The 20,425-nt window shown below is 62.4% G+C and carries 18 protein-coding genes; 6 read left to right on the forward strand and 12 right to left on the reverse strand.

The features are described from left to right. From Q0Y42_RS09855 to Q0Y42_RS09870, 4 genes are all read right to left on the reverse strand, one after another. Positions 1-328: hypothetical protein (locus tag Q0Y42_RS09855; protein WP_297803134.1), on the reverse strand; the 328-nt coding region annotated here is incomplete at its 3' end. A gap of 63 nt (positions 329-391) precedes the next feature. Beyond that, positions 392-1,186, reverse strand: a complete 795-nt coding sequence (locus Q0Y42_RS09860; RefSeq protein ID WP_297803137.1) for a hypothetical protein — start codon at positions 1,184-1,186, stop codon at positions 392-394. 159 nt (positions 1,187-1,345) lie between these two features. Next, positions 1,346-1,951, reverse strand: coding sequence for a hypothetical protein (locus Q0Y42_RS09865; protein WP_297803140.1), 606 nt, complete (start codon positions 1,949-1,951; stop codon positions 1,346-1,348). 267 nt (positions 1,952-2,218) lie between these two features. Further along, positions 2,219-4,372, reverse strand: a complete 2,154-nt coding sequence (locus Q0Y42_RS09870) for a malate synthase G (RefSeq protein WP_297803143.1) — start codon at positions 4,370-4,372, stop codon at positions 2,219-2,221. 109 nt (positions 4,373-4,481) lie between these two features. Here Q0Y42_RS09870 and Q0Y42_RS09875 point away from each other — a divergent pair, with 109 nt between their 5' ends. Continuing rightward, positions 4,482-5,372 (forward strand): LysR family transcriptional regulator, encoded by an 891-nt coding sequence (locus Q0Y42_RS09875; protein WP_297803146.1) that lies wholly within the window; start codon positions 4,482-4,484, stop codon positions 5,370-5,372. A 5-nt stretch (positions 5,373-5,377) separates the two neighbouring features. Here the strand turns inward: Q0Y42_RS09875 and Q0Y42_RS09880 are convergent, their stop codons facing one another. After that, entirely contained in the window at positions 5,378-6,457 is a 1,080-nt protein-coding gene (locus Q0Y42_RS09880; protein WP_297803150.1) for an MFS transporter, read from the reverse strand. A 179-nt stretch (positions 6,458-6,636) separates the two neighbouring features. Between Q0Y42_RS09880 and Q0Y42_RS09885 the strand changes: the two genes are divergently transcribed. After that, on the forward strand, positions 6,637-6,912 hold the full coding sequence (locus Q0Y42_RS09885) for a hypothetical protein (protein ID WP_297803153.1): 276 nt from the start codon (positions 6,637-6,639) through the stop codon (positions 6,910-6,912). Positions 6,913-6,948: 36 nt separating this feature from the next. Here Q0Y42_RS09885 and Q0Y42_RS09890 read toward each other — a convergent pair whose 3' ends face one another. Further along, entirely contained in the window at positions 6,949-9,390 is a 2,442-nt protein-coding gene (locus Q0Y42_RS09890) for a prolyl oligopeptidase family serine peptidase (RefSeq protein WP_297803156.1), read from the reverse strand. 177 nt (positions 9,391-9,567) lie between these two features. Here Q0Y42_RS09890 and Q0Y42_RS09895 point away from each other — a divergent pair, with 177 nt between their 5' ends. Next, positions 9,568-10,269 (forward strand): CoA transferase subunit A, encoded by a 702-nt coding sequence (locus Q0Y42_RS09895; RefSeq protein WP_297803159.1) that lies wholly within the window; start codon positions 9,568-9,570, stop codon positions 10,267-10,269. Between the two features lie 3 nt (positions 10,270-10,272). After that, the gene (locus tag Q0Y42_RS09900; RefSeq protein WP_292051163.1) at positions 10,273-10,923 is read left to right on the forward strand and encodes a 3-oxoacid CoA-transferase subunit B; all 651 of its coding nucleotides are present in this window, start codon (positions 10,273-10,275) and stop codon (positions 10,921-10,923) included. Between the two features lie 69 nt (positions 10,924-10,992). On the opposite strand, the gene Q0Y42_RS09905 is transcribed toward Q0Y42_RS09900, so the two are convergent. From Q0Y42_RS09905 to flgK, 6 genes are all read right to left on the reverse strand, one after another. After that, the gene (locus Q0Y42_RS09905) at positions 10,993-11,628 is read right to left on the reverse strand and encodes an ABC-type transport auxiliary lipoprotein family protein (RefSeq protein ID WP_297803163.1); all 636 of its coding nucleotides are present in this window, start codon (positions 11,626-11,628) and stop codon (positions 10,993-10,995) included. Further along, on the reverse strand, positions 11,625-12,563 hold the full coding sequence (locus tag Q0Y42_RS09910) for an MlaD family protein (RefSeq protein ID WP_297803166.1): 939 nt from the start codon (positions 12,561-12,563) through the stop codon (positions 11,625-11,627). Before Q0Y42_RS09910 ends, Q0Y42_RS09905 begins: the two co-directional genes overlap by 4 nt. A 14-nt stretch (positions 12,564-12,577) precedes the next feature. Beyond that, on the reverse strand, positions 12,578-13,369 hold the full coding sequence (locus tag Q0Y42_RS09915; protein ID WP_297803169.1) for an ATP-binding cassette domain-containing protein: 792 nt from the start codon (positions 13,367-13,369) through the stop codon (positions 12,578-12,580). Then, positions 13,366-14,490 (reverse strand): ABC transporter permease, encoded by a 1,125-nt coding sequence (locus tag Q0Y42_RS09920; protein WP_297803174.1) that lies wholly within the window; start codon positions 14,488-14,490, stop codon positions 13,366-13,368. The genes Q0Y42_RS09915 and Q0Y42_RS09920 overlap by 4 nt, the downstream gene beginning before the upstream one ends. A gap of 203 nt (positions 14,491-14,693) precedes the next feature. Next, entirely contained in the window at positions 14,694-15,602 is a 909-nt protein-coding gene (locus Q0Y42_RS09925) for a flagellin (protein ID WP_297803177.1), read from the reverse strand. Next, positions 15,599-17,710: a flagellar hook-associated protein FlgK gene (gene flgK / locus Q0Y42_RS09930; RefSeq protein ID WP_297803180.1), complete on the reverse strand. Its 2,112-nt coding sequence runs from the start codon at positions 17,708-17,710 to the stop codon at positions 15,599-15,601. The genes Q0Y42_RS09925 and flgK overlap by 4 nt, the downstream gene beginning before the upstream one ends. A 387-nt stretch (positions 17,711-18,097) precedes the next feature. On the opposite strand from flgK, the gene Q0Y42_RS09935 reads away from it, so the two are divergent. Beyond that, a complete protein-coding gene (locus tag Q0Y42_RS09935; RefSeq protein ID WP_297803183.1) occupies positions 18,098-19,651 on the forward strand; it encodes a flagellar hook-length control protein FliK in 1,554 nt (517 codons plus the stop codon). 4 nt (positions 19,652-19,655) lie between these two features. Continuing rightward, entirely contained in the window at positions 19,656-20,414 is a 759-nt protein-coding gene (locus Q0Y42_RS09940; RefSeq protein WP_297803186.1) for a flagellar hook assembly protein FlgD, read from the forward strand. Positions 20,415-20,425 lie beyond the last annotated feature (11 nt).

Raw genomic sequence — 20,425 nt, forward strand, 5'->3', positions numbered from 1 at the left:
CCGAGTACAGGGCGCAATCGGTGTTGACCTTGCCCTTCAGGGTGAACTGGGCGTGATCCGAACCTTCAGCCGTGCCGTTGTCGCCCGAAACGGTTGCTTCGTTGATCCAAGTGGATTGACCGTTAACGGTGAGATAGTTGACGTTCTCAGCCTGTGTCAGCTGGCCACCCTGAGCAATAGTCTTAAAGTTCGGGTTGTACGTGCCTACAACTGCGCCAGAGTAGTAGTTCACATACTGGCCACGGTTCAGCATGTTTTGAGCGTTTGCGCTTGAGGCCAAGACCATTGCTGCTGCTGCAGCGCCAGCCAAAACGATGGACTTCTTCATAGGACTATCCTCAGGAGTGAGGTCGGGGAGCGTCGCCCCCCGACTGAAGTAAACAATTGGAAATTACTGGGCCGAGATTTCGACGCGGACCCAACCGGAGTAGTCACCGGCCAGCAGCGAGGCGGTCGGAGCCGGGATGGTCACGTGCAGAGCCAGCGGCGACTTCCATGCGCCGTGGGCGCGGGTGGCCGACAGATCGCCGACATCGGCGGTCAGGGTTTGCGGCGAACCGGCTTCTTCAACGCCGTCGGTGCCGGCGGTGTAGTTGGCGACAACCTTGAACGGCAGGTTCTTCTGGAACACGTTGGTGTCGAAGCCACCGGTGTTGCCCGTATTCACCAGACCCTGGACGCTGTTCTTGGACAGGACAACGTTGTTGGCGGTGTTGCAGCCAGCCAGGTTGGTATAGATCGAAACCGTTGCATCATCGACCATGTCGAAGGCATTGGCCGGACCGGTGTTGTCCGAGGCGTAGATGCCCAGGGTACCGAAGTCGAGCGTGTGGCTTTGCGACGAGCCCGAGTACAGGGCGCAATCGGTGTTGACCTTGCCCTTCAGGGTGAACTGGGCGTGGTCCGAGCTTTCAGCCGTGCCGTTGTCGCCCGTCGAATTGCCGTAGGCGTGCCACGCCGAGAAGGTGTCCGAGATCGGACCCAGAACGCCACCAGCGTTGGCAAGGTTGGCGTCTGCGTAGCCGCGAGCGATGGCGTCGACGAAGCCAATACCAGTGTTGGTGATGCCAACGTTCTGGGTGCTGCCAAACAGCTGATACTGACCGCGGTGGATTTCACCGGCTTGAGCCGACGAAGCGATCAGTGCAATGGCAGCAGCGCCAGCGAACAGAGAAGCGATTTTCATGGGATTTACCCTCCAAAATTGTAAAGACAGATAAGACCCTTGGAAGTTCGCTCTCGCCGCTTCTGTCGGGTTTACACAAAACAAAAAGTAACAAGATACAACTATACATAAACTTCATTCATCAATTCTGATGAATTCGGAGATCGTGCAGATATCGACTTACATTCTAGGAGCGATAGTCAGAACGATCGTTTCCGAATATTGACCAGAAAGAAGTCCGTGACCTTCAGCAGCCATGGTCTGGAACTGCAGGTACGCACCACCCGCCGCGATGGCACCGTCGCTGCTGAGCGTCACGCCGCCCTGCAGTTGAGCGCTTTCAAAGCGGCCAGTCATGTTGCGATGGGCAGGAGCCAGAAGCGGCACATCCACGCTCAGGCCATAGGCCAGGCGACCCGAAAACCCGCCCTGCCCGCCCGGCAGGCTTTCATGGCTCAAAGCGCCATGCTGGGCACGGATGGTCAGATCAAACGGGACATTGCAGGTTAGTCCAAGAGGCGCATCCGCCTCTTTGGGAACGGTAAGATCGCCGAAATCGATAGTACGGCCAGAGCCCAGAGCGCAGCGAGACGGGATCACGCCATAGACGATCAGATCTAGGCTCCGCGGATCTTCCATATAGTTAGCTGGAAGGATCGGATCGATGCCCATATCCGGCCCAGCTTGCGCGGCGGTCGAAGCCGACAAGACCGCAACGCATGCCGCGATACCCGCCAGAATCTGGCGCGATACCTTGTGGTTCAGGCTGTCATGACGAACGCGCATCTGTTGACCCCTCGACCGCCGCATGGAGCGGCTGCGGCCCGACCCCCTCGGCCGAACCTGAGATCAACATTCCAAAACCCGTGCCATCCCGTTTTGAAACGAAATTCGCACGATCCGAACCCACTAAAGAGCCCTAGAACGGTTAAGCGCCGTTAATCTCTAGGGCATTCCTAAGGATAACGGCGCTGTTTGGCAAGAAGGTGTATCAATATGAAACCTCCCAAATTCATGGGAAGGTTTCGGTAAAATGTATCAAAATGTCACAGCTTAGCTTGTTCTGGCACGACGTCGGTAAGAGGTCAGCAGGTGCTCGGTGTATCCGTTCGGCTGCTCCAAGCCTTTGAACACCAGATCGAGAGACGCCTGCCACGCCAAGCCATCGAAATCCGGAGCCATGGGCTGATACTTGGGATCGCTCTCATTCTGACGATCCACAACCACCGCCATACGACGGAAGGCGTCCATCACCTCCTCATCGGTGGTGATGCCGTGACGCAGCCAGTTGGCGATGTGCTGGCTGGAAATGCGCAGCGTCGCGCGGTCTTCCATCAGGCCGATGTCGTGGATGTCCGGCACCTTGGAACAGCCGACGCCCTGATCGATCCAGCGGACAACATAGCCCAGAATGCCCTGACAGTTGTTCTCCAGCTCCTGACGGATGTCGTCCGGCGAATAGTTTTCGGTCGCCAGTGGCAGCGTCAGCAGCGGCTCCAGTCCCGTTGCGGCACGCGCGGCCAGTTCCTGTTGCACCGACCAGACATCGACCTGATGATAATGAAGCGCGTGCAGGGTCGCAGCCGTCGGTGACGGCACCCATGCGGTGGAGGCACCTGCCTTTGGATGGCCCGCCTTTGTCGCCAGCATATCGCCCATGCGGTCGGGCGCAGCCCACATGCCCTTGCCGATCTGCCCCTTGCCGGACAGGCCGCTGATCAGGCCGATATCGACGTTGCGGTCCTCATAGGCCTTGATCCAGGCGGTTGCCTTGACCGCTTCCTTACGGACCACCGGCCCCGCTTCCATCATGGTGTGGATCTCGTCGCCCGTGCGATCGAGGAAGCCCGTATTGATAAAGACCACGCGATCCTTGGCCGCGGCTATACAGTTGCGCAGATTGACGCTGGTGCGGCGCTCCTCGTCCATAATGCCCATCTTGAGCGTCAGCGGCGGCAGACCTAGCCCGTCCTCGACCGCCGCGAACAGGGCACTGGCAAAAGCCACCTCTTCGGAACCATGCATCTTCGGACGGACCACATAGATGGAGCCCGCGCGGCTGTTACGCTCCGATTCGGGACGATTGAGGTCATGGAGACCGATCAGGCCCGTCACGGCGATGTCGAGGATGTTCTCAGGGATTTCCCTGCCCTGCCCGTCCAGAACGGCATCCGTCGTCAGATGCAGGCCAACGTTGCGCTTCAACAGGACGCTGCGGCCCTTCAGCCTGAAGGACGAGCCGTCCGGCGCGGTGTATTCGCGGTCGGGGTTCATGGTCCGATCCATCGACTGGCCGTCCTTGGTGAAGCGCGCCGACAGGTCACCCTTCATCAGGCCGAGCCAGTTGCCATAGACCAGCACCTTGTCCTCGGCATCGACGGCGGCGACGCTGTCCTCGGCGTCGCAGATGGCCGTCAGGGCCGCTTCGACGATAACGTCCGCGATGCCCGCCGGATCGGTCTTGCCGATGCGGTGATTCCGGTCGATGGCGATCTCGAAATGCAGGCCGTTGTGTTTCAGCAGAACACCTGACGGCGCAGCGGCCTCTCCTGCATAGCCAGCGAATGCGCCGCAATCGGCCAGGCCCGTATGCGAGCCGTCCTTCAGTTCCACGACCAAGGCACCGGCCTCGATCCGATAGGCCACAGCCTCGGCATGGCTGCCCTTTGCCAATGGCGCGGCATTATCCAGAAACTGGCGCGCCTTATCGATCACCTTCTGGCCGCGCACGGCGTCATAGCCACCCCCTTGCGGCAGATCGCCCAGAGCATCCGTGCCGTAGAAGGCATCGTACAGGCTGCCCCAGCGGGCATTGGCGGCGTTCAACAGATAGCGGGCATTGGTCAGCGGCACGACCAACTGCGGGCCAGCCAGCGTCGCCAGTTCCGGATCGACATTGGCGGTCTGCACCTCGAACGCCGCAGCCTCCGGCTCGATATAGCCGATCTCTTTCAGGAAGGCCTGATACTCTGCCTGATCCGGCTGGCCGGGACGGGCGCGGTGCCAGCCGTCGATGCGGGCCTGAATCTGGTCACGACGCGCCAGCAGTTCGCGGTTCTTGTCCGCGAATCGATCCATCAAGCCTTCCAGCACCGAGAAGAAGGTCGCCGCCGACACTCCCGTCCCTTCCACCGCGCGGTCGCGGATAAAGGTATCCAGCTCTGCGGCGACACTCAGCTTACCGTGACGGATCATCGGGGTGGTCATGCGGGCTTCTCCTGAAATCGTGGGCGCAGACTAGCGTCTGATAATGCCGCTATCCATGTTCAAGAATGACAGCTATCTTTGCACAATATGCAAAGATGGAGCCGCAGCCGTGCTGGCCGAATATGAAATCTTCGTCCGCGCCTTGGAGGAAGGCAGTCTGTCGGCGGCGGCACGGCGGCTGGACCTGTCGCCCGCCATGGCGTCACGTCGGCTGGCGCGGCTGGAGGATCGACTGGGCGTCCGGCTGATCGAACGGACGTCACGCCGCCTCGCCCCGACCGAGGCGGGCCGACTGGTCTATGAGCGTGCCCTGCAACTGCTGGACGGCGTAGAAGACCTAGAGGCCTCGGTTTCCCGCCGAACCACACAGGCGCGCGGCCTGTTGCGGGTGACCGCGCCAACCTCTTTCGGGCGGCGCAGGTTGGCCCCCTATCTTCAGCCGTTTCTGGAGGCCAACCCTCGGCTGACGCTGGAACTCAACCTGACGGATGCCTTTGTGGACCTGATGGCGGAGGATGTGGATGTGGCCGTGCGGATCGGCGCGTTCGAGCCGTCCAATCCCGCCATGCGGAAACTGGCTCCCAATCGCCGCGTGTTGTGCGCCAGCCCTGACTATATCGCCCGACATGGTGTGCCCGAGACGCTGGATGCCCTGCGCCAGCACGCCCAACTGGCTGCGGAAAACCAGTCCCTGTGGCGTCTGGAAGGACCGGACGGCCCCGTGACGTTTCGCGCCCGCAGCCGTGTGCGGACCAACTCGTCGGAGGTTGCGCGGGAACTGGTGCTGTCCGGCGCCGGTATCGCCCTGCGATCCACTTGGGACGTCGGCGAAGAACTGAAAGACGGGCGACTTCAGGTTGTACTGCCCCAGTACAGCGGCGCATCCGACATCGCCATCTTCGCCCTGACCGCCGGACGCGCCCGCAGCGAGACGCGCGTCCGCAACTTCATAGACTTCCTGTCCGGCCTTTATGGCGACGTGCCGGAATGGGACCGCTAGGCCGATCAGGCCCCCTGTAGGGCTGATCGACGGCGCGCCGTCCCGACCAGCAAGAAGGCCGCCATGCCCATGAGGCACAGGACCACCACGGTCGAGCAAAAGGCCGTCACCGCAAAGTTCAGCCCGAAGCGGTCGGCCAGCATCCCCGTCCCCAGCATCGGCAGCACCGATCCACAATAGCCAACGGCCCAGTAGGACGCCGTATAGGAGGCACGATTGGTGTTGTCGGACACAAGGTTCACCACCTGCGCCCCTGCAAACATCGACGATCCATGGCCCATGGCGGCAACCACAATGCCCAGCGCAAACAGGGCCGCCGCCCCCAGCCCCAGATTGATCATCAGAATGACATTGCTGACGCCCAGCAGCGTCAGCCCCGCCAGCGCCACCTTGAAATAGTGCCTCTTCTTCAAGGCAATCTGCGTCAGGCACGAGCCGATCAGCATCAGGGCAATACCGCCACCCGATACGATCGGGCCGCCCAACCCCAGAACATTACGAACGATGCTGGGGGCCATAGAGACGTAAAGCCCGAACACGCCAAAGGTGATGAACGGCAGGACCAGCACGATCCCGATCAGCACCATCACGATCACCGGAATATGCACGGTTAACAGCGGCATCGGCACCCACTGGCCACAGACGCCGCCGATCACAGGCCCCAAACCGAAGCCCGACGCCACCATCAGACTGCCCTTCAGCGCGACGTGCGGCTTCTTATGTTCGGGCGCGAGGATGTTCAGCCCCGCCACGCCCGAAGACGTGGCCAAGGTGCCGGAGATACCCACCAGCGCCCGCCCGATCGACAGCAGCACCATCTCCTGCGCCGCCATACAGATGACACTGCCGATCAGCGACAGCAGCAGCGACACCAGCAAGGTCGCCCGGAACCCCATGCGGTCCCCCAGCCGCCCGAGGAACACCAGCCCGAACAGCGCCCCCATCATATAGATGACGTAGACGTTGCTGATATCGCTGGGGTTCAGTCCCCACCGGTCTTGATACAGCGGATACAGCGGGCTGATCAGGGCCGTGCCCAGCAATGTCGCTATCATGGACACTGCGACACTGTGGCGGGGCTGCATAACGGACGCCTCGAAGCAAACTGTAAAAAGGAACGACGCTGGGCTGGGCCTAGGCCCAGGCGATCAGCGATACTCAAACCCGCTATATGTCGAGCTTGTGCTGCGTCGCAACAGCGGAACGCAGGGCCAGACGCCAGCGTTACAGTTTACAAGGGGTAACGAACCACACGGAGCCAATCGTGGAACCTGTAGAGTCCGACCGACATTCAAAAGCCGCCGACGCCGTCCATGACGGACGCCCCGTCGCATCGCGCTTTGTCCGCAGCGGAGGCAAAGGCGCGTCTATCGTGCCGATCCTTCTCATTTCCACCTTGGGCGCGGCAGTCGTCCTGTTCCTGATCTACCTCTTCTGGGTGGGGCCTCTCGGCAAGGCTGAGTCCACCGGAAACGAGAGCAACCTTCAGGACACGACCGTCAGCGAACAGGTTCCTGCGGCCCCTAACCAACCCGAATAGAAAAAGGGCGGAGGTCCTCCCCCGCCCTTCGCCGTCTTATTGGCTTTGCCCGCCCTGCGGCTTGAGCCAGCGGTCCAGCCAGCTGCTCATTTCATACAGGGTGTGGCCCACGCTCTCGCGGGCGCGATAGCCGTGGTCCTCCAGCGGCAGGACAACATAACGGGCCGTCGCGCCATTGCCCTTCAGCGCGGCGTAGAAACGCTCGGTCTGGATCGGGAAGGTCCCGGAATTGGAATCCGCCTCGCCATGGATCAACAGGATCGGCTCGTTGATCTTGTTGGCATAGGTGAAGGGGGACATCCGGTTATAGGTCTCGGTCGCCTCCCAATAGTTGCGCTGCTCGGCCTGGAAGCCGAACGGCGTCAGGGTGCGGTTATAGGCACCCGATCGGGCGATGCCGGTCTTGAACAGATCGGTATGCGCCAGCAGGTTTGCCGTCATGAACGCGCCGTATGAGTGACCGCCCACGGCAATGCGCTCGCGGTCCGCGACACCCATCGACACCACCGCTTCGACGGCGGCCTCCGCACTGGCGGTCAGCTGTTCGATATAGGTGTCGTTCGGCTCGGCCCCGTCCGCACCGATGATCGGCATGGTCGGATTGTCGAGGATGGCATAGCCCTGTGTCAGCAGGAACAGGTGGCTGCTGCCGCCCGGACGGACAAAGCGGTTGTCGCTGTCCACGACCTGACCGGCCACGGCAGCATCGGTGAACTCTGCCGGATAGGCCCACATCAGCAGCGGCAGCGGGCCGTCGCGGTCCTTGTCATAGCCAGCAGGCAGATACAGCGTGCCCGACAACTGGACGCCGTCCTTGCGCGTATAGGTGATCAACTGGCGCGTGGCATCGGCCAGTTGCGGAGCCGGATCGGGGAAGTTGGTCAGGGGCGTGATGCCGCCGTCCAGATCGCGAATGCGGAAGTTGGTCGGCTCGGTCTTGGTCTGGCGACCGGTCAGCAGCTTGCGGCCGTTGTCGTCAAGAATACCGACCAGATACTCATACTCGCCCTCGGCCGAGCGCCACAGGCGTTCGGTCTTGCCCGACGCCAGTTCCAGCGCATCAAGGAAGGGATAGGCCCCGTTGCGGGTCGCGCCCTCGCCCGACAGGAAGACGCGCGAGCCATCCTCGCTAAAGCGGATCAGGCTGCGGCCACGACCGTTCGGCTCGACGATGACCGAGCCCGGATCGTTATAGCGGTCCTGATAGTTACGCTCGACCAGCACGCGCGACTGTTGCGGGTTGGACGGGTTCACCAGCAGGCGGGTTTCCTGACGATTCTGGAACCAGCGGGCGTTGACGATGGCGACGTCATCGCGACCCCACTGGGTTCCGGCATAACGGGTCTTGAGATCGGCCAGCACCACCGCCGCATCGTTGAACGGTGCCTGCAGCATAAAGACGCGGTCGCGCACCTCGGCGGCATTGCGCGGATCACCGCCATCCTGCGCCTCGGCCCAGACGAGCGTCGCATCGGCATCGCCGCGCCAGCCAATCGAACGCGGGCCAGTCGCCACGGCGTCGAACGGCGTCGGAATATTGTCGCGCAGCGGCAGGTCAGCCACCTGATGGACCTTTTGGCCGTTCAGGTCGGTCACCGTCACCTCGGTCGGGAACAGGCTGGCCGGAACGATATAGGAGTACGGCTTCTTGACGCGGGTCTGCAGCACATAGCGGCCATCCGGCGAGATCGACGCGCCAAGGATGACACCCGCCTGCCCCACGGTCCGCATGCGGCCTTCCAGCGTCACGAATGCAGGCTGGGCCGTGAAATAATAGTCGAACAGGACTTCATCCGCCGGATCTTTCAACAGGTCCTGATAGGTGCGCACGGGCGCCACGCGGCCACCGGTCTCATCCACCACCGGACCGGTCGGCGGGCGATCCGTCACCGGCACCGGACCACGGTTGGCCGGAACCGTCAGCACCAGCAGGCCCTGGCTGTCCGGTTGCCAGCTGAAGCCGCCAGTGGCCGTGGCATTGACGATGCCGCGCGTCAGGCGCTTGGCGCGGGCATCGGCCACCGACGCCACCCACAGTTCCAAACCGTTTTCGGCATCGACGAGGAAGGCCACCCTCTGACTGTCGGGCGAGAAGCTGGTCGAGGTCAGGCGCACATTGGACGGCAGGCCCGTCACTTCGCGCACCTCGCCGGTTTCCACCGACTGGAGCTTCAGCCCCTTGACCCAGCTGACCTGCGAATTAGCGCGGCCATTGTTGCGCGGGTTGATGCGATAGCCACCCAGACGCAGCATGGGCTGGGCCAGTTCCTGAATCGACGGCAGGTTGCTGCGCTCGCTGAGCAGCAGGGTTTTCCGGTCAGGGCTGACGCCGACGCCCGGCGTCGGGGCGGTGTCCAGAATCTGTGCAATCGGCGCCGGGGGCTGCTGATAGGAAGGATTCTGGGCCGTAGCCATCATGGGTGCACCGCAGGCAATCATCAGTGCCACACCGGCTACCGACAGGTTCCGCAAACGCATAAAGCCCTCCTGAAGATGCGCGTACTTAATGTGAATGTGTTTGGGTGTCTGCGCGTTGCGCGTCAACAGCGGCTCTTCCCCTAGTTGCGTTCTGTCTGTGAACTTGCGGCGCGCTTGATCCGTCGTTATGGGATGGTAAGACCGCGATATTCATCAGACGGTGAAAAAGGGAGTGACATGGGAAAGATCTACGCTGACGTGAAGTCCGCGCTGGAGGGGCTGACATTTGACGGCATGACCGTCATGTCCGGCGGCTTCGGCCTTTGCGGCATCCCCGAGAACCTGATCGCCGGTCTGCGCGACAGTGGCGTAAAGGGCCTGACCGTGATTTCCAACAATGCGGGCGTGGACGGCTTCGGCCTCGGCCAGCTGCTGGAAACCCGCCAGATCAAGAAAATGATCTCGTCCTATGTGGGTGAAAACAAAGAGTTCGAGCGCCAGTATCTAGCCGGTGAGCTGGAGCTGGAGTTCAACCCGCAGGGCACGCTGGCCGAGCGCATCCGCGCGGGCGGCGCAGGCATTCCGGCCTTCTTTACCGCCACCGGCGTCGGCACCCTCGTGGCCGAAGGCAAGGAAGAGCGCGAGTTCGACGGCCGCCGCTACATCATGGAAACGGGCCTGATCGCGGACCTTTCCATCATCAAGGCGTGGAAGGCTGACGAGCGCGGCAACCTTGTGTTCCGCAAAACCGCCCGCAATTTCAATCCGATGATGGCCACTGCCGGCAAGGTCACCGTGGTCGAGGTCGAGGAAATCGTTCCGGTCGGCTCGATCGATCCGGACCACATCCACACGCCGGGCGTCTATGTCGACCGCCTGATCCAGACCGTTTCGGAAAAGCGCATCGAACAGCGCACCGTCCGCAAGAAGGAGGCCTAAGTCATGGCTCGTACTCGCGAACAACTGGCTGAACGTGCTGCCAAGGAACTGCAGGACGGCTTCTATGTGAACCTCGGCATCGGCATTCCGACGCTGGTGGCCAACTACATCCCCGAGGGCATGACCGTTACCCTGCAGTCGGAAAACGGCATGCTGGGTATGGGCCCCTTCCCCTATGAGGGCGAAGAGGACCCCGACCTGATCAATGCTGGCAAGCAGACGATCACGGAAATCCCCGAGTCGTCCTATTTCAGCAGCGCCGACTCCTTCGCCATGATCCGCGGTGGCCACATCAACCTGTCGATCCTCGGCGCGATGGAAGTGGCCCAGAACGGCGACATCGCCAACTGGATGATCCCCGGCAAGCTGGTGAAGGGCATGGGCGGTGCCATGGATCTGGTGGCGGGCGTGAAGCGCGTCGTCGTGGTCATGGAACACGCCAACAAGCACGGCCAGTCCAAGGTGCTGAAGGCCTGCACCCTGCCGCTCACCGGCACGGGCGTGGTCAGCCGCATCATCACCGATCTGGCCACCTTTGACGTGAAGCCGGACGGTTCGGGCCTTGAGTTGATCGAATTGGCCGACGGCGTCACCCTCGATGAGGTCGCCGCCAAGACAGAGGCCGACTACACCGTCGCCGCTGGTCTGGCCTAAGGCCGACGTCCCCAAAATACGAAGGGCCGGAAGCGACAACTTCCGGCCCTTTCTATATCGCGCCTAAGCTTAGTCCTGAGCGGGCGGTGCCGCTGCCACCTCCCGCACGGTCCAATCCACGATCTGGCGAACGGTATCCGCAGTCGCCTCGTTATAGGCCGCTACGATCGGCCCCACGCGGTTCTCGGTCACCGGCTTCACGATGTCGAAGCGGGCATCCTTGATAATCGCCCGATCCCCGCGACGCAGAAGCTGGACCGACACGGCGACCTTCACCTCCGGAACCGCACCCGGTGCCGAATAGACCGTCTCGAAGCGGCGGACATCGACAGACAGGCTCAGGCCGTCGCGTGTCAAAGGACCGCTGGTCACGCGCAGGCACGGGGCGCCGGAGGCGAAACCGTCTTGCAGGGCTTCCTCAAACAGGGTCGATGCCTGTCCCACCCAGCGCGCGCCGCCGATATAGGCCGTCTCATTGCCTGTCGCGGTCAGCATCTGGTCCCCGCGTGCAGCGGTATTGAACTCTACGCGCCGCAGGTTCACGCCCGTCGGCGAACACGACGGGACACTGCCCTGGTCCACACCGCCAAAGGCCGGAACCGTGCCAAAGCGATAGGTCTGGATAGGATCCGGCGATTTGAGGACCGCACAGCCGGACAGCGCCAAACCTACTGCCACGACAGCTACAGACGACAGACGGATCATGGCTGAACCTCGACTTCCTTGGCCGGAGCACGGCCGATGAATTCACGCGGGCTGCGACGGACGTTCTCGATCAGGTCTTCCAGCGAACGGGTCGCCTGATTGAGCTGGCGCACAGCGTCATTGATTTGCGGCACGGTCGTATTGCCGAACTCACCCAGCGGGGCTTCCAGTCCGGTCGCCGAGCGGTTGATCGAGGCAATCGCCTGACGCGCCTCTTCCGAGGCCTTGTTGATGTTGGCAATGGCTTCGCGGCCATCGGTATTGACGATGGCGCGGGCGTCGGTGGCCAGCGCCCCGTATTCGGTCACAGCCTCATTGGCGCGCTTCAGAGTGTTCTCAAGCTCGATCAACAGGGTCTTGCGGTTGTTCAGTTCCGTCGTCAGGGCCTCGACGTTGCGGACACTGGTCGAGAAGGAGCGGATGTTCTCGTCGGACAGCACGCGGTTCACGCGGTTCAGCGCATCCACCGTCTGTTGCAACACCGTGCCCGATCCGGCCAACAGCTCGGCCAGCGGGCTGGCCTGTGACTGGATCACCGGCACGGCATTGTCCGGATACTGGGACTTCAACAGCGGAGTCTCGGGCGAGCCGGCCGTGATCTGGATATAGTTCAGACCGGTGATGCCCTGCGGTTCCAACTGGGCGCGGCTGGTCACGCGCACGGGCGTGGTGCCGTTCAGGCGCACACGGGCGATCACCTGATCGTCCTTCTTGGGGTTCAGGTTCAGGCTGGTCACCTCACCGACACGGATGCCGTTGAAGTGAACCTCGCCGCCTTCGGACAGGCCACGCACAGGACCGTGGAATACGATGTCATAGACGTCGTAGTCCTTGTTAAACTGCAACTGGGCCAGCCAGATGCCGAAGACCGCCAGTCCCACCAACAACAGGATGGTTACGGCTCCGACCGTGGCGTAATGCGCGTCTCTTTCCATATCGGTCCGGTCTCCTAAGCAGCCTTACTGGCCGCACGACCACGCGGGCCAAGGAAATATTCCTTGATCCACGGGTGGTCGGATTGTTCGAGCTCCGCGACGGGAGCCTTTGCCACCACATGCTTGTCAGCCAACACAGCGACCTGATCACAGATCGTATAGAGGCTGTCGAGATCGTGGGTGATCATGAAAACGGTAAGGCCGAGGTCCCGCGACAGTTCCAGAATGAGCTGGTCAAATGCCGCGGCCCCGATGGGATCCAAGCCCGCCGTCGGCTCGTCGAGGAAGATGAGTTCGGGATCAAGCGCCAGTGCGCGGGCTAGACCCACACGCTTCTTCATACCGCCCGACAGTTCGGACGGTTTCAGATATAGCGCCTCGGGTTTCAGCCCGACCATGGCGACCTTCATCTCGGTCAGTTCACGGATAACATCGCGCGACAGGCGCGTGTGTTCGATCAGCGGCGCGGAGACATTCTCCATGACATTCAGTGCCGAGAACAGCGCGCCCTGCTGGAAAAGAACGCCCGTGCGCTGCTCCATCTCGGCGGCCTCGGCCTCGGTCATGGAGCCGCGCTCATAGCCAAACAGGCTGATCGAGCCGCCTTCCGGCTGTTTCAGGCCGATGATGCTGTTCAGCAGGACGGTCTTGCCCGTACCCGATCCGCCGACCACGCCGACGATCTCCCCGCGTTTGACGGTCAGGTCGAGGTCCTGATGGATCACGCGGTCGCCAAACTGGGACAGCAGGCCGCGAACCTCGATGACGGTATCCGTCTCTGAATCCTGAGGGCGTGCGTCGGTCATATGCCTGCCTCGATAAAGATCAGGGCGAAGACGGCATCCAGCAGGATGATGGCAAAGATCGCCTGAACCACAGCGGCCGTCACGCGATAGCCCAAGCTCTCGACGTCACCTTCCACCGCCATACCCTGACGGCAGCCGATCGCAGCCACGACCAGCGCAAAGACGGGGGCCTTAATCAGGCCAACCATCATGTGTTTGGGCATATAGCCGTCTTCTGCAAGGCGCTGCATGAAAAAGGCTGGCCCCACGCCCAGCTGGTTCCACGACACCAGCATGCCGCCCAAAAGACCGCCCAGCATGGCCACAAAGGTCAGCAACGGCAGCATGATCAACAGTGCCGCCAGACGTGGCACGACCAGCGCCTGAAACGGATCGACACCCATGACCTGCATGGCGTCGACTTCCTGGTTCATGCGCATCGAACCGATCTCGGCAGCGAAGGATGATGCGGATCGACCGGCCAGAAGCACAGCCGTGATCACGACGGCAAACTCGCGGAAAACAGAGACGCCGATCAGTTGGACAGCAAACACCCCTGCCCCGAACTGGGTCAGCAGGTCCACGCCGATGAAGGCGATGACCGCCCCGATAAAGAAGTTGGTCACCACCACAATCGGGATGGCATCCAGACCGGCCTTTTCAATCTGGCTCACCCACGCGGCCCAGCGGATTTTACCGGGGTATCGCAGGGTGCTGGCGACCGAAATCATCAGCCGCCCGAGGAAGGCGCACGACGCGACCGTCTCGTTCAGAATATCGAAGACACCGCGACCGATCTTGCTGAAGCCGCGCGTGATCGGCGACGGACGTGCGGGCGGCGGCATGGTCATGTCTTCCAGACGCGCCACGGTACGGTAAATGCTGCCCGCTTGGGGGTTCTGGGCCCAGAAGGCCTCGTCCTTGGCGACATCGGCGGCCTGCAGCAGGGCCAAAGCGCCCGCCGTGTCGAAGCGGGTCAGTTCGGACAGGTCCAGCCGTTCAACGGTGCGACCATCCAGCTCCCGTTTGAGATCAGCACCGATCTGGCCCAGCCCGGTGGCAGACCACGAACCGGACAGCGCAAGGGCAATCCGCCCCTCCGCGTCGGTATCCACCCGATAATCTGCAGCGCCAGATGCCATATAAACCCAGGAAAACGTCTCGGGACGCCCTCGAACTCCCCGACTCTCAGTGGCTTAATGAAGGGACGCGTTCTATTGTCAACGACAGATGACAAATTGAAGCAAATCCGCGGCATCATCTTACCACGCACCGCACAATAAACGCACGGACTGAACAATTTGTTCAGCCCGCCACGTTTGGCGTTTTCCAGTGGTTTCAGCCCTTAGCGCAGGTAGTCGAGTAGCGAGACCTGACGCAGCTGGTTGATGACCTGCGCCGCCGCCTGAAGGGCCAGTTGCGACATTTCCAGATCGGTGACGGCCTTGGCCAAGTCGGCGTCCGTCTTGCCACCCAGCATCACCTCGACAGCGTCGGCGCGGACCTCGTTGTCGGTGATCAGCTTTTCGACGCGCTGCTGATAGGTGCCGTTCTTCGCCTGCTCGTTGACCAGACCGGTCGCGGCCTGTTCAAACTGCTGCATGATGCCGGTCAGGAAGGTATCGGTCGCCCCGTCGATGGCCCCCGCAAACGGGGCGTTCTGGGCAAACGACTGGAACACACCGAACAGCTGCGTGCCCAGCTCATGGGCAATAAAGCCGGTGTCCATGACCACATTCTCGTCAAGACGGCTGGCTTGGCGCAGTTCACCGCTCTGGAAGGCCGAGGCCACAGCCGATCCCGCCAGTCCCGCCAGATTGGTCGTGGACACAGGCGGCTGATCCATCACCCCGCCCGAGAACAGGTATTGGCCCTGATGCTTGGTATTCAGCGCGTCCTGAACGATCTGGAACTGGATTTCGATCTCGGCTTCCAGACCGTCGGTGCGGCCCGCCGCAATGGCGTTGGCGATAGCCAGCCGGGCATTGGTGGCGGCTTCCTGAATACGGCCCAGTGCCAAATCCTGTGCGGTCAGGCGGTCGTTTACGATCTTGCCGACTTCGACGAAGCTGTTGATGCGGGCGTGGCTGCTGCGCAGGGCATTGACCGCAGCGGACTCGCGGCCAAAGCCAACCAGATCGGTCGCGTTCTTCTGGGTCGAGACACGCTTTTGCGCCTCGAAGGAGCGGTTTTGCGCCGCCATCATATCCAGCAGGGCGGACTGATAGTTACCGTGGGTCGTTACGCGGCTCATCTAACCATCCCCAACAGAGTGTCATACATTTCCGAGGCGGCCTGAATCAGGCGGGCAGAAGCGTTGAATGCCTGCTGGAAGGTGGTCATCAGAACCAGTTCCTCTTCCAGATTGACGCCTTCAAAGCTGCTGCGGCGGCTGCTGGCTTCATTATAGAGGGCGCTGGCCCCGCTGGCGGCATCCTCGATCAGGCTGGCCTTGGCCCCGATGGTACCGGCCAAATCCGACGCATAGCGGCTGAGTGTGCTGGTGGAACCGGACACGCCACCCGCTGCGCCAAAGCGTGTGGTCGCCTCACCAGCCTGTGCCAGCAAACGCGCGCCCGTACCGTTGGCGGCGCTCAGCGCCGGCGTTCCCGCCGTCACGCCCAGCTGCAGCTGCCCCAAGGCCAGGGCATTCGGATTGGACTGAATATCGGAGCGGATCGAAAACACTTCGCTACGAGAGCCGCGCGCGCCGCCCAGCCCGAACAGCTGGCTCAGCGAGACACCCGACGGCGACTGTTCGGTGCGGTCGTTCAGCACCGTCATCTGGGCGGGCGGCGAGCCGCGCCCCGTAAAGATCAACTCGCCGTTCGTGTTCAGGCTGAAGGTGCCGTGACGACCTGCGCCCGCGACCGGATCGTTCAGACGTGCCAGCAGCGAGGCCATGTCGCCACCTGCCGGAATGGCCACCTCGACATCGCGCAGCTTGACGCCATTGGCATCCGAGAAGCGGAAGGTCAGCGTTTGCCCTGCCGGAAAACCGTGCTGGGACGCCGTGGTCATGCCGGTTTCGAAATTCGTCGGCCGGTTGCTGGTGATCAGGTCATTCAGGCCGAAGAAGTGCGAAAAGCCCCTGCCCGCCTTGGAGCTGGGGTTGGTATCGTCGTCGCGGATGGCCACGCCATTGCCCGCCGTCGCTTCCAGCTTCAGCCGGCCCTCGGCAAATGACGCATTCAGCCCCGGCACCTGAGCGTTCAGCACCGTCAAAAAGGTGCCCGGCGTCGCGGTCACGCCGTTGATCGTCATGGTCGCGCCATTAAAGACGATCTCGGCCGAGCTTTGGATCACGCCGCTGCTGTTGACCACGGCAACCGTCGTCTTGCCCGTAAAGCCGCTGAGCGCCGTTTCCAGCGTCATACCGGTATTGCGGCCCTCCAGCGTCTGGGGCGCAGGGTATGCCGTCGCCGCATTGTGGGCGCGGTTCAGTTCATCCGCCAGTTTGGCAGTCAGTTCCGCCAGCTGTTCCGCCGCTTGCGGTGCATCGACATCGCGCAGCTGCAGCAAGCCCTTGAGCTCGCCCGTCACCAGGCCTTCGTTCAGCGACCGGCTGGCCCCGTTCGGCTCATTGACCATGATGTCGTTGAAGGCCGTGTTCGGACCCACCGCGCCACTGCTGTTATAGGTCAGGGTCGATGCGCCGGTGCCCACCAGCAGCAGACCCGCGCCCGTGCGGATTTCAACACCGCCCATGGAACGCTGCGTCAGGCGGATGTCCATATAGTTGGACAGTTTGTCGATCAGTTCCGACTGAGCGTTCTGGGCCCCCGTGGCGTCCGCGCCCGTCACCGTCGCGCGGGTGATCTCGCGGTTCAGCTTGTCGATCTGGTCCAGCAGGCCATTGATGGTGTCGACCGCTGCGCCGATGCGGCTATCGGCATCGGTGCGCACGGCCTGAATCTGGGACGAGATGCGCGCGGCCTCGTCAAATACCGCGCCGACCTTCCACAATGCATCCTGACGGCGCGCGGCAGAGGTGGTGTCTTCGGCGGCAGAGGCAAAGCTGCTGAACAGGCTGTCGATACGGGTAAAGAAGCTGCTGTCGCCGCCCGGATCGCCAAACAGCGACTGGATGCGGTCGTACAGTTCATAGCGCACTGCGGCGCTGCCCGAGTCTGCCGAGGCGCTGAGGGTCGAGGCTTGCAGGAAGCGGTCGGTCGCCAGACGGACGCGCGCGATCTCGACGCCCGTACCGACGCCTTGCGTAGTCAGCGACTGCTGGTCTGCAATCTTTCGAACATACCCGGGCGTGTTGATATTGGTGACATTGTCCGACACCACACGCAGCTGGCTTTGCGCCGTCTGCATTCCAGACGTCGCGATGTTCATGATCAGCCCCAAGGACATCAGCGGCCTCCTTTACCGGAAAAACCCGGCAAGCCTTGCACGCAGCCGCGCAATTCTTGCCCGGCCGCTGCGATAGAGCTTTTGCTCAAAGTATTGATTTCATTAGACATTGGCATTCAGCCCCTGTTCTCTCACCAATCAGAGGCGCAAGAGACGGGCCAGTTTGGGCTCTGACGGAAACTTGCCGCCCCACCCCGGCAAAAACGATCCGGCGAGGCAGGTTTGGACCGGCGCGTCAGGCCATTATCCACATCCCCAAAATCGGAAATTTGAGCGCATTTTCAGGGGATTGGCGCGTTCAAACCAAACTGGCCCGGCGCTTGCGACGGAGGGTCCGAATGTTCCGGCGCAGAAGACGCCACTCCACCTCCAACATCGCGCTGGGCAATGTCCGCACTCGCAATCCTGTCTGTCATGACTGGCAACGCTCTTCTCGGGGCGTCGCAAAGTGATGTGCTCGACAACGGCATCGACAACGATGCCGCGCTGGCGTCTGCGTTCGCCGATGCTCTGGAGGCCGCCGACCTCGCCACCGCCTCCGAAGAAACCTCTGAAGATACAGATATTTCTCTCGACGCTCTGGCTGCGCCCGTCGTCGTTCCGGCTCCGGTTGTTCCCGCGCCGACGCGTCTGGCCATGAACCTGCCGCTCACGGAAGCAGACGCGGATGCCATGATGTCGGATGGTGCAGAAGCGCCTGCCGAGCCCGTCGCCCCCGCCGTCGACGACACTGCGGACTTCGGTGACGCAAACATCGACGCCCAGTCGGCAGATGCTGCCGAGGCGGTGGACGACGCCAAACCTGCCACCGCAGTTCCAGTCGCAGCACCGGCTCCGGCCCTGACCGACACCGCGTCAGTGCAAGACGAAGCTGCGCCTGCATCGGCTACCCCGACCGTGCAGCCCGCTTTGCTATCCGAACCCCGCGAGGCCCCCGAGGTCGCAGCACAGGCCCAACCTGCTCCGTCGCCGTCCACCGAGGTCCGCGCAGAACTGCCGGAACGCCTGCGCAATGTGCCGCAAAAGGAAATCGCCGCAGCACCGGAAACGGAAACGCATGCCCCCGCGCCTGAGCAGGCTGCGCTGGACGCCGCTGTGGCTTCGGAAGAATTAGCCCGCAACGCCGAGGTCGTCGCCGAGCGTCTGGCCGCCCGCCCGACGACCCTGCCGCCCGCCAGCATCACGCCGCTACCGGTCGAGCCCGCCAAAAGATACGCCGCTGATGGCCGCATGACGGCCCAGCCCGTCGAGACCAGCACCCTGGACTCCGCGCCAGAGGCCGCTGACACGGCTACCGCCGCCGTGGCGGACATGGTGCAACAGGAAGCCAGCACCGAGGCCAAGCCTTCAGACGCCAATCCCAAGGTCGGGTTTGACCCGCTGATCGCGGCAGCGACCTCGCATACCGACGGTGATGTGGTGGAGATGGAGCCCCAGCCGCTGGAACAACAGCGCCCTGCCGAGGCCCATACAACCGACACCAAGGGCTCACTACTCTCGCACGCGACCCTGCGCACCACTGCCGAACTGGCAGCGGCCATGATCACGCGCCTTGGCCACCGCACCACCCGTTTTGACATGGTGCTGACGCCGGAAACTCTTGGCAATGTCGAGGTCACCATCGAGGTCGGCGCTGACGGCCAGATGTCGGCCCGCATGGCCTTCGACAATCCGCACGCCGCCAATGAAATGCGCGCCCGCGCCGATGAACTGCGCCGCCAACTGGCCGAGGCCGGATTTGACGTGTCCGAGAACGCGCTGGAGTTCACCGATCGCGAGAACGATCCGCGCGGTGGCTTTAATCAATTCATGTCCGATGGCCGTTCGGGTCGCCGCGCCTTTATCGGTGCCGCCCGTCTGGCCGAACTGGCCGACGCCCCCGTCGTGCCGGTCTGGACGCCGCAAACCCACGCCCGCACCGGCGTGGACATGAAGGTCTGATCCCATGGTCGACGCCGTATCAACAGTCGCCAATGCCGAAAGCAAGATCAGCTCGGGCCAGACCCAGCTGTTCGACAATTTCGAAACCTTCCTGACCCTGCTGACCGCCCAGCTGAAAAATCAGGATCCGCTGTCGCCGCTGGATTCCAACGAGTTCACCGCCCAGCTGACCCAGATGGCGGGCGTGGAGCAACAGCTTCTGACCAACGATCTGCTGAAAGGCATGATCGCGGCCCAGAACAGCAATGCCCTGTCCAACGCCGCCGCCTACATCGGCAAGGACGCGACCGCGATCTGGTCCACGTCGCGTCTTGAGGACGGCAAGGCCAACTGGTCCTACGAGCTGGCCGACAACGCCTCGACCGTGTCGCTGGAAGTTCTGGACTCCAAGGGTCAGATCGTCTGGCGCGGCGACGGTGCCAAAACCGGCGGCGTCCATGATTTCAACTGGGACGGCAAGACCACCGGCGGTGGCCAACTGGATGACGGCGGCGTCTATTCGCTGCGCGTCACGGCCAAGGACGCCATGGGCAATGCTGTCGGCAGCCAGACCCTGATCCGTGGGCGGGTCACCTCCGTCGAGATGTACGACGGCACCCCCTACGTCACCATCGGCAACTCCATCATGCCGCTGGAAAACCTGATTTCACTTGAGGAGCGGGCCGCAAGCACAACGCCGCAGCCTGCCGATACCGAAGAAGACGATACGTCCCTGCTCGGTACCCTCGCCAACGCCCTCAACCCTCTTTCGTACTTGTCCTAAGGAAACCCAGT

The organism is uncultured Brevundimonas sp. (assembly GCF_947305955.1).
Lineage (GTDB): Bacteria > Pseudomonadota > Alphaproteobacteria > Caulobacterales > Caulobacteraceae > Brevundimonas.

Bases quoted from the DNA above. Each gene is read 5' to 3' on its own strand.
- Q0Y42_RS09860 (WP_297803137.1), bottom strand. From the start codon at position 1,186: ATGAAAATCGCTTCTCTGTTCGCTGGCGCTGCTGCCATTGCACTGATC.
- Q0Y42_RS09865 (WP_297803140.1), bottom strand. From the start codon at position 1,951: ATGCGCGTTCGTCATGACAGCCTGAACCACAAGGTATCGCGCCAGATT.
- Q0Y42_RS09870 (WP_297803143.1), bottom strand. From the start codon at position 4,372: ATGACCACCCCGATGATCCGTCACGGTAAGCTGAGTGTCGCCGCAGAG.
- Q0Y42_RS09880 (WP_297803150.1), bottom strand. From the start codon at position 6,457: ATGCAGCCCCGCCACAGTGTCGCAGTGTCCATGATAGCGACATTGCTG.
- Q0Y42_RS09890 (WP_297803156.1), bottom strand. From the start codon at position 9,390: ATGCGTTTGCGGAACCTGTCGGTAGCCGGTGTGGCACTGATGATTGCC.
- Q0Y42_RS09895 (WP_297803159.1), top strand. From the start codon at position 9,568: ATGGGAAAGATCTACGCTGACGTGAAGTCCGCGCTGGAGGGGCTGACA.
- Q0Y42_RS09900 (WP_292051163.1), top strand. From the start codon at position 10,273: ATGGCTCGTACTCGCGAACAACTGGCTGAACGTGCTGCCAAGGAACTG.
- Q0Y42_RS09905 (WP_297803163.1), bottom strand. From the start codon at position 11,628: ATGATCCGTCTGTCGTCTGTAGCTGTCGTGGCAGTAGGTTTGGCGCTG.
- Q0Y42_RS09910 (WP_297803166.1), bottom strand. From the start codon at position 12,563: ATGGAAAGAGACGCGCATTACGCCACGGTCGGAGCCGTAACCATCCTG.
- Q0Y42_RS09915 (WP_297803169.1), bottom strand. From the start codon at position 13,369: ATGACCGACGCACGCCCTCAGGATTCAGAGACGGATACCGTCATCGAG.
- Q0Y42_RS09920 (WP_297803174.1), bottom strand. From the start codon at position 14,490: ATGGCATCTGGCGCTGCAGATTATCGGGTGGATACCGACGCGGAGGGG.
- Q0Y42_RS09925 (WP_297803177.1), bottom strand. From the start codon at position 15,602: ATGAGCCGCGTAACGACCCACGGTAACTATCAGTCCGCCCTGCTGGAT.
- flgK (WP_297803180.1), bottom strand. From the start codon at position 17,710: ATGTCCTTGGGGCTGATCATGAACATCGCGACGTCTGGAATGCAGACG.
- Q0Y42_RS09935 (WP_297803183.1), top strand. From the start codon at position 18,098: ATGTCCGCACTCGCAATCCTGTCTGTCATGACTGGCAACGCTCTTCTC.
- Q0Y42_RS09940 (WP_297803186.1), top strand. From the start codon at position 19,656: ATGGTCGACGCCGTATCAACAGTCGCCAATGCCGAAAGCAAGATCAGC.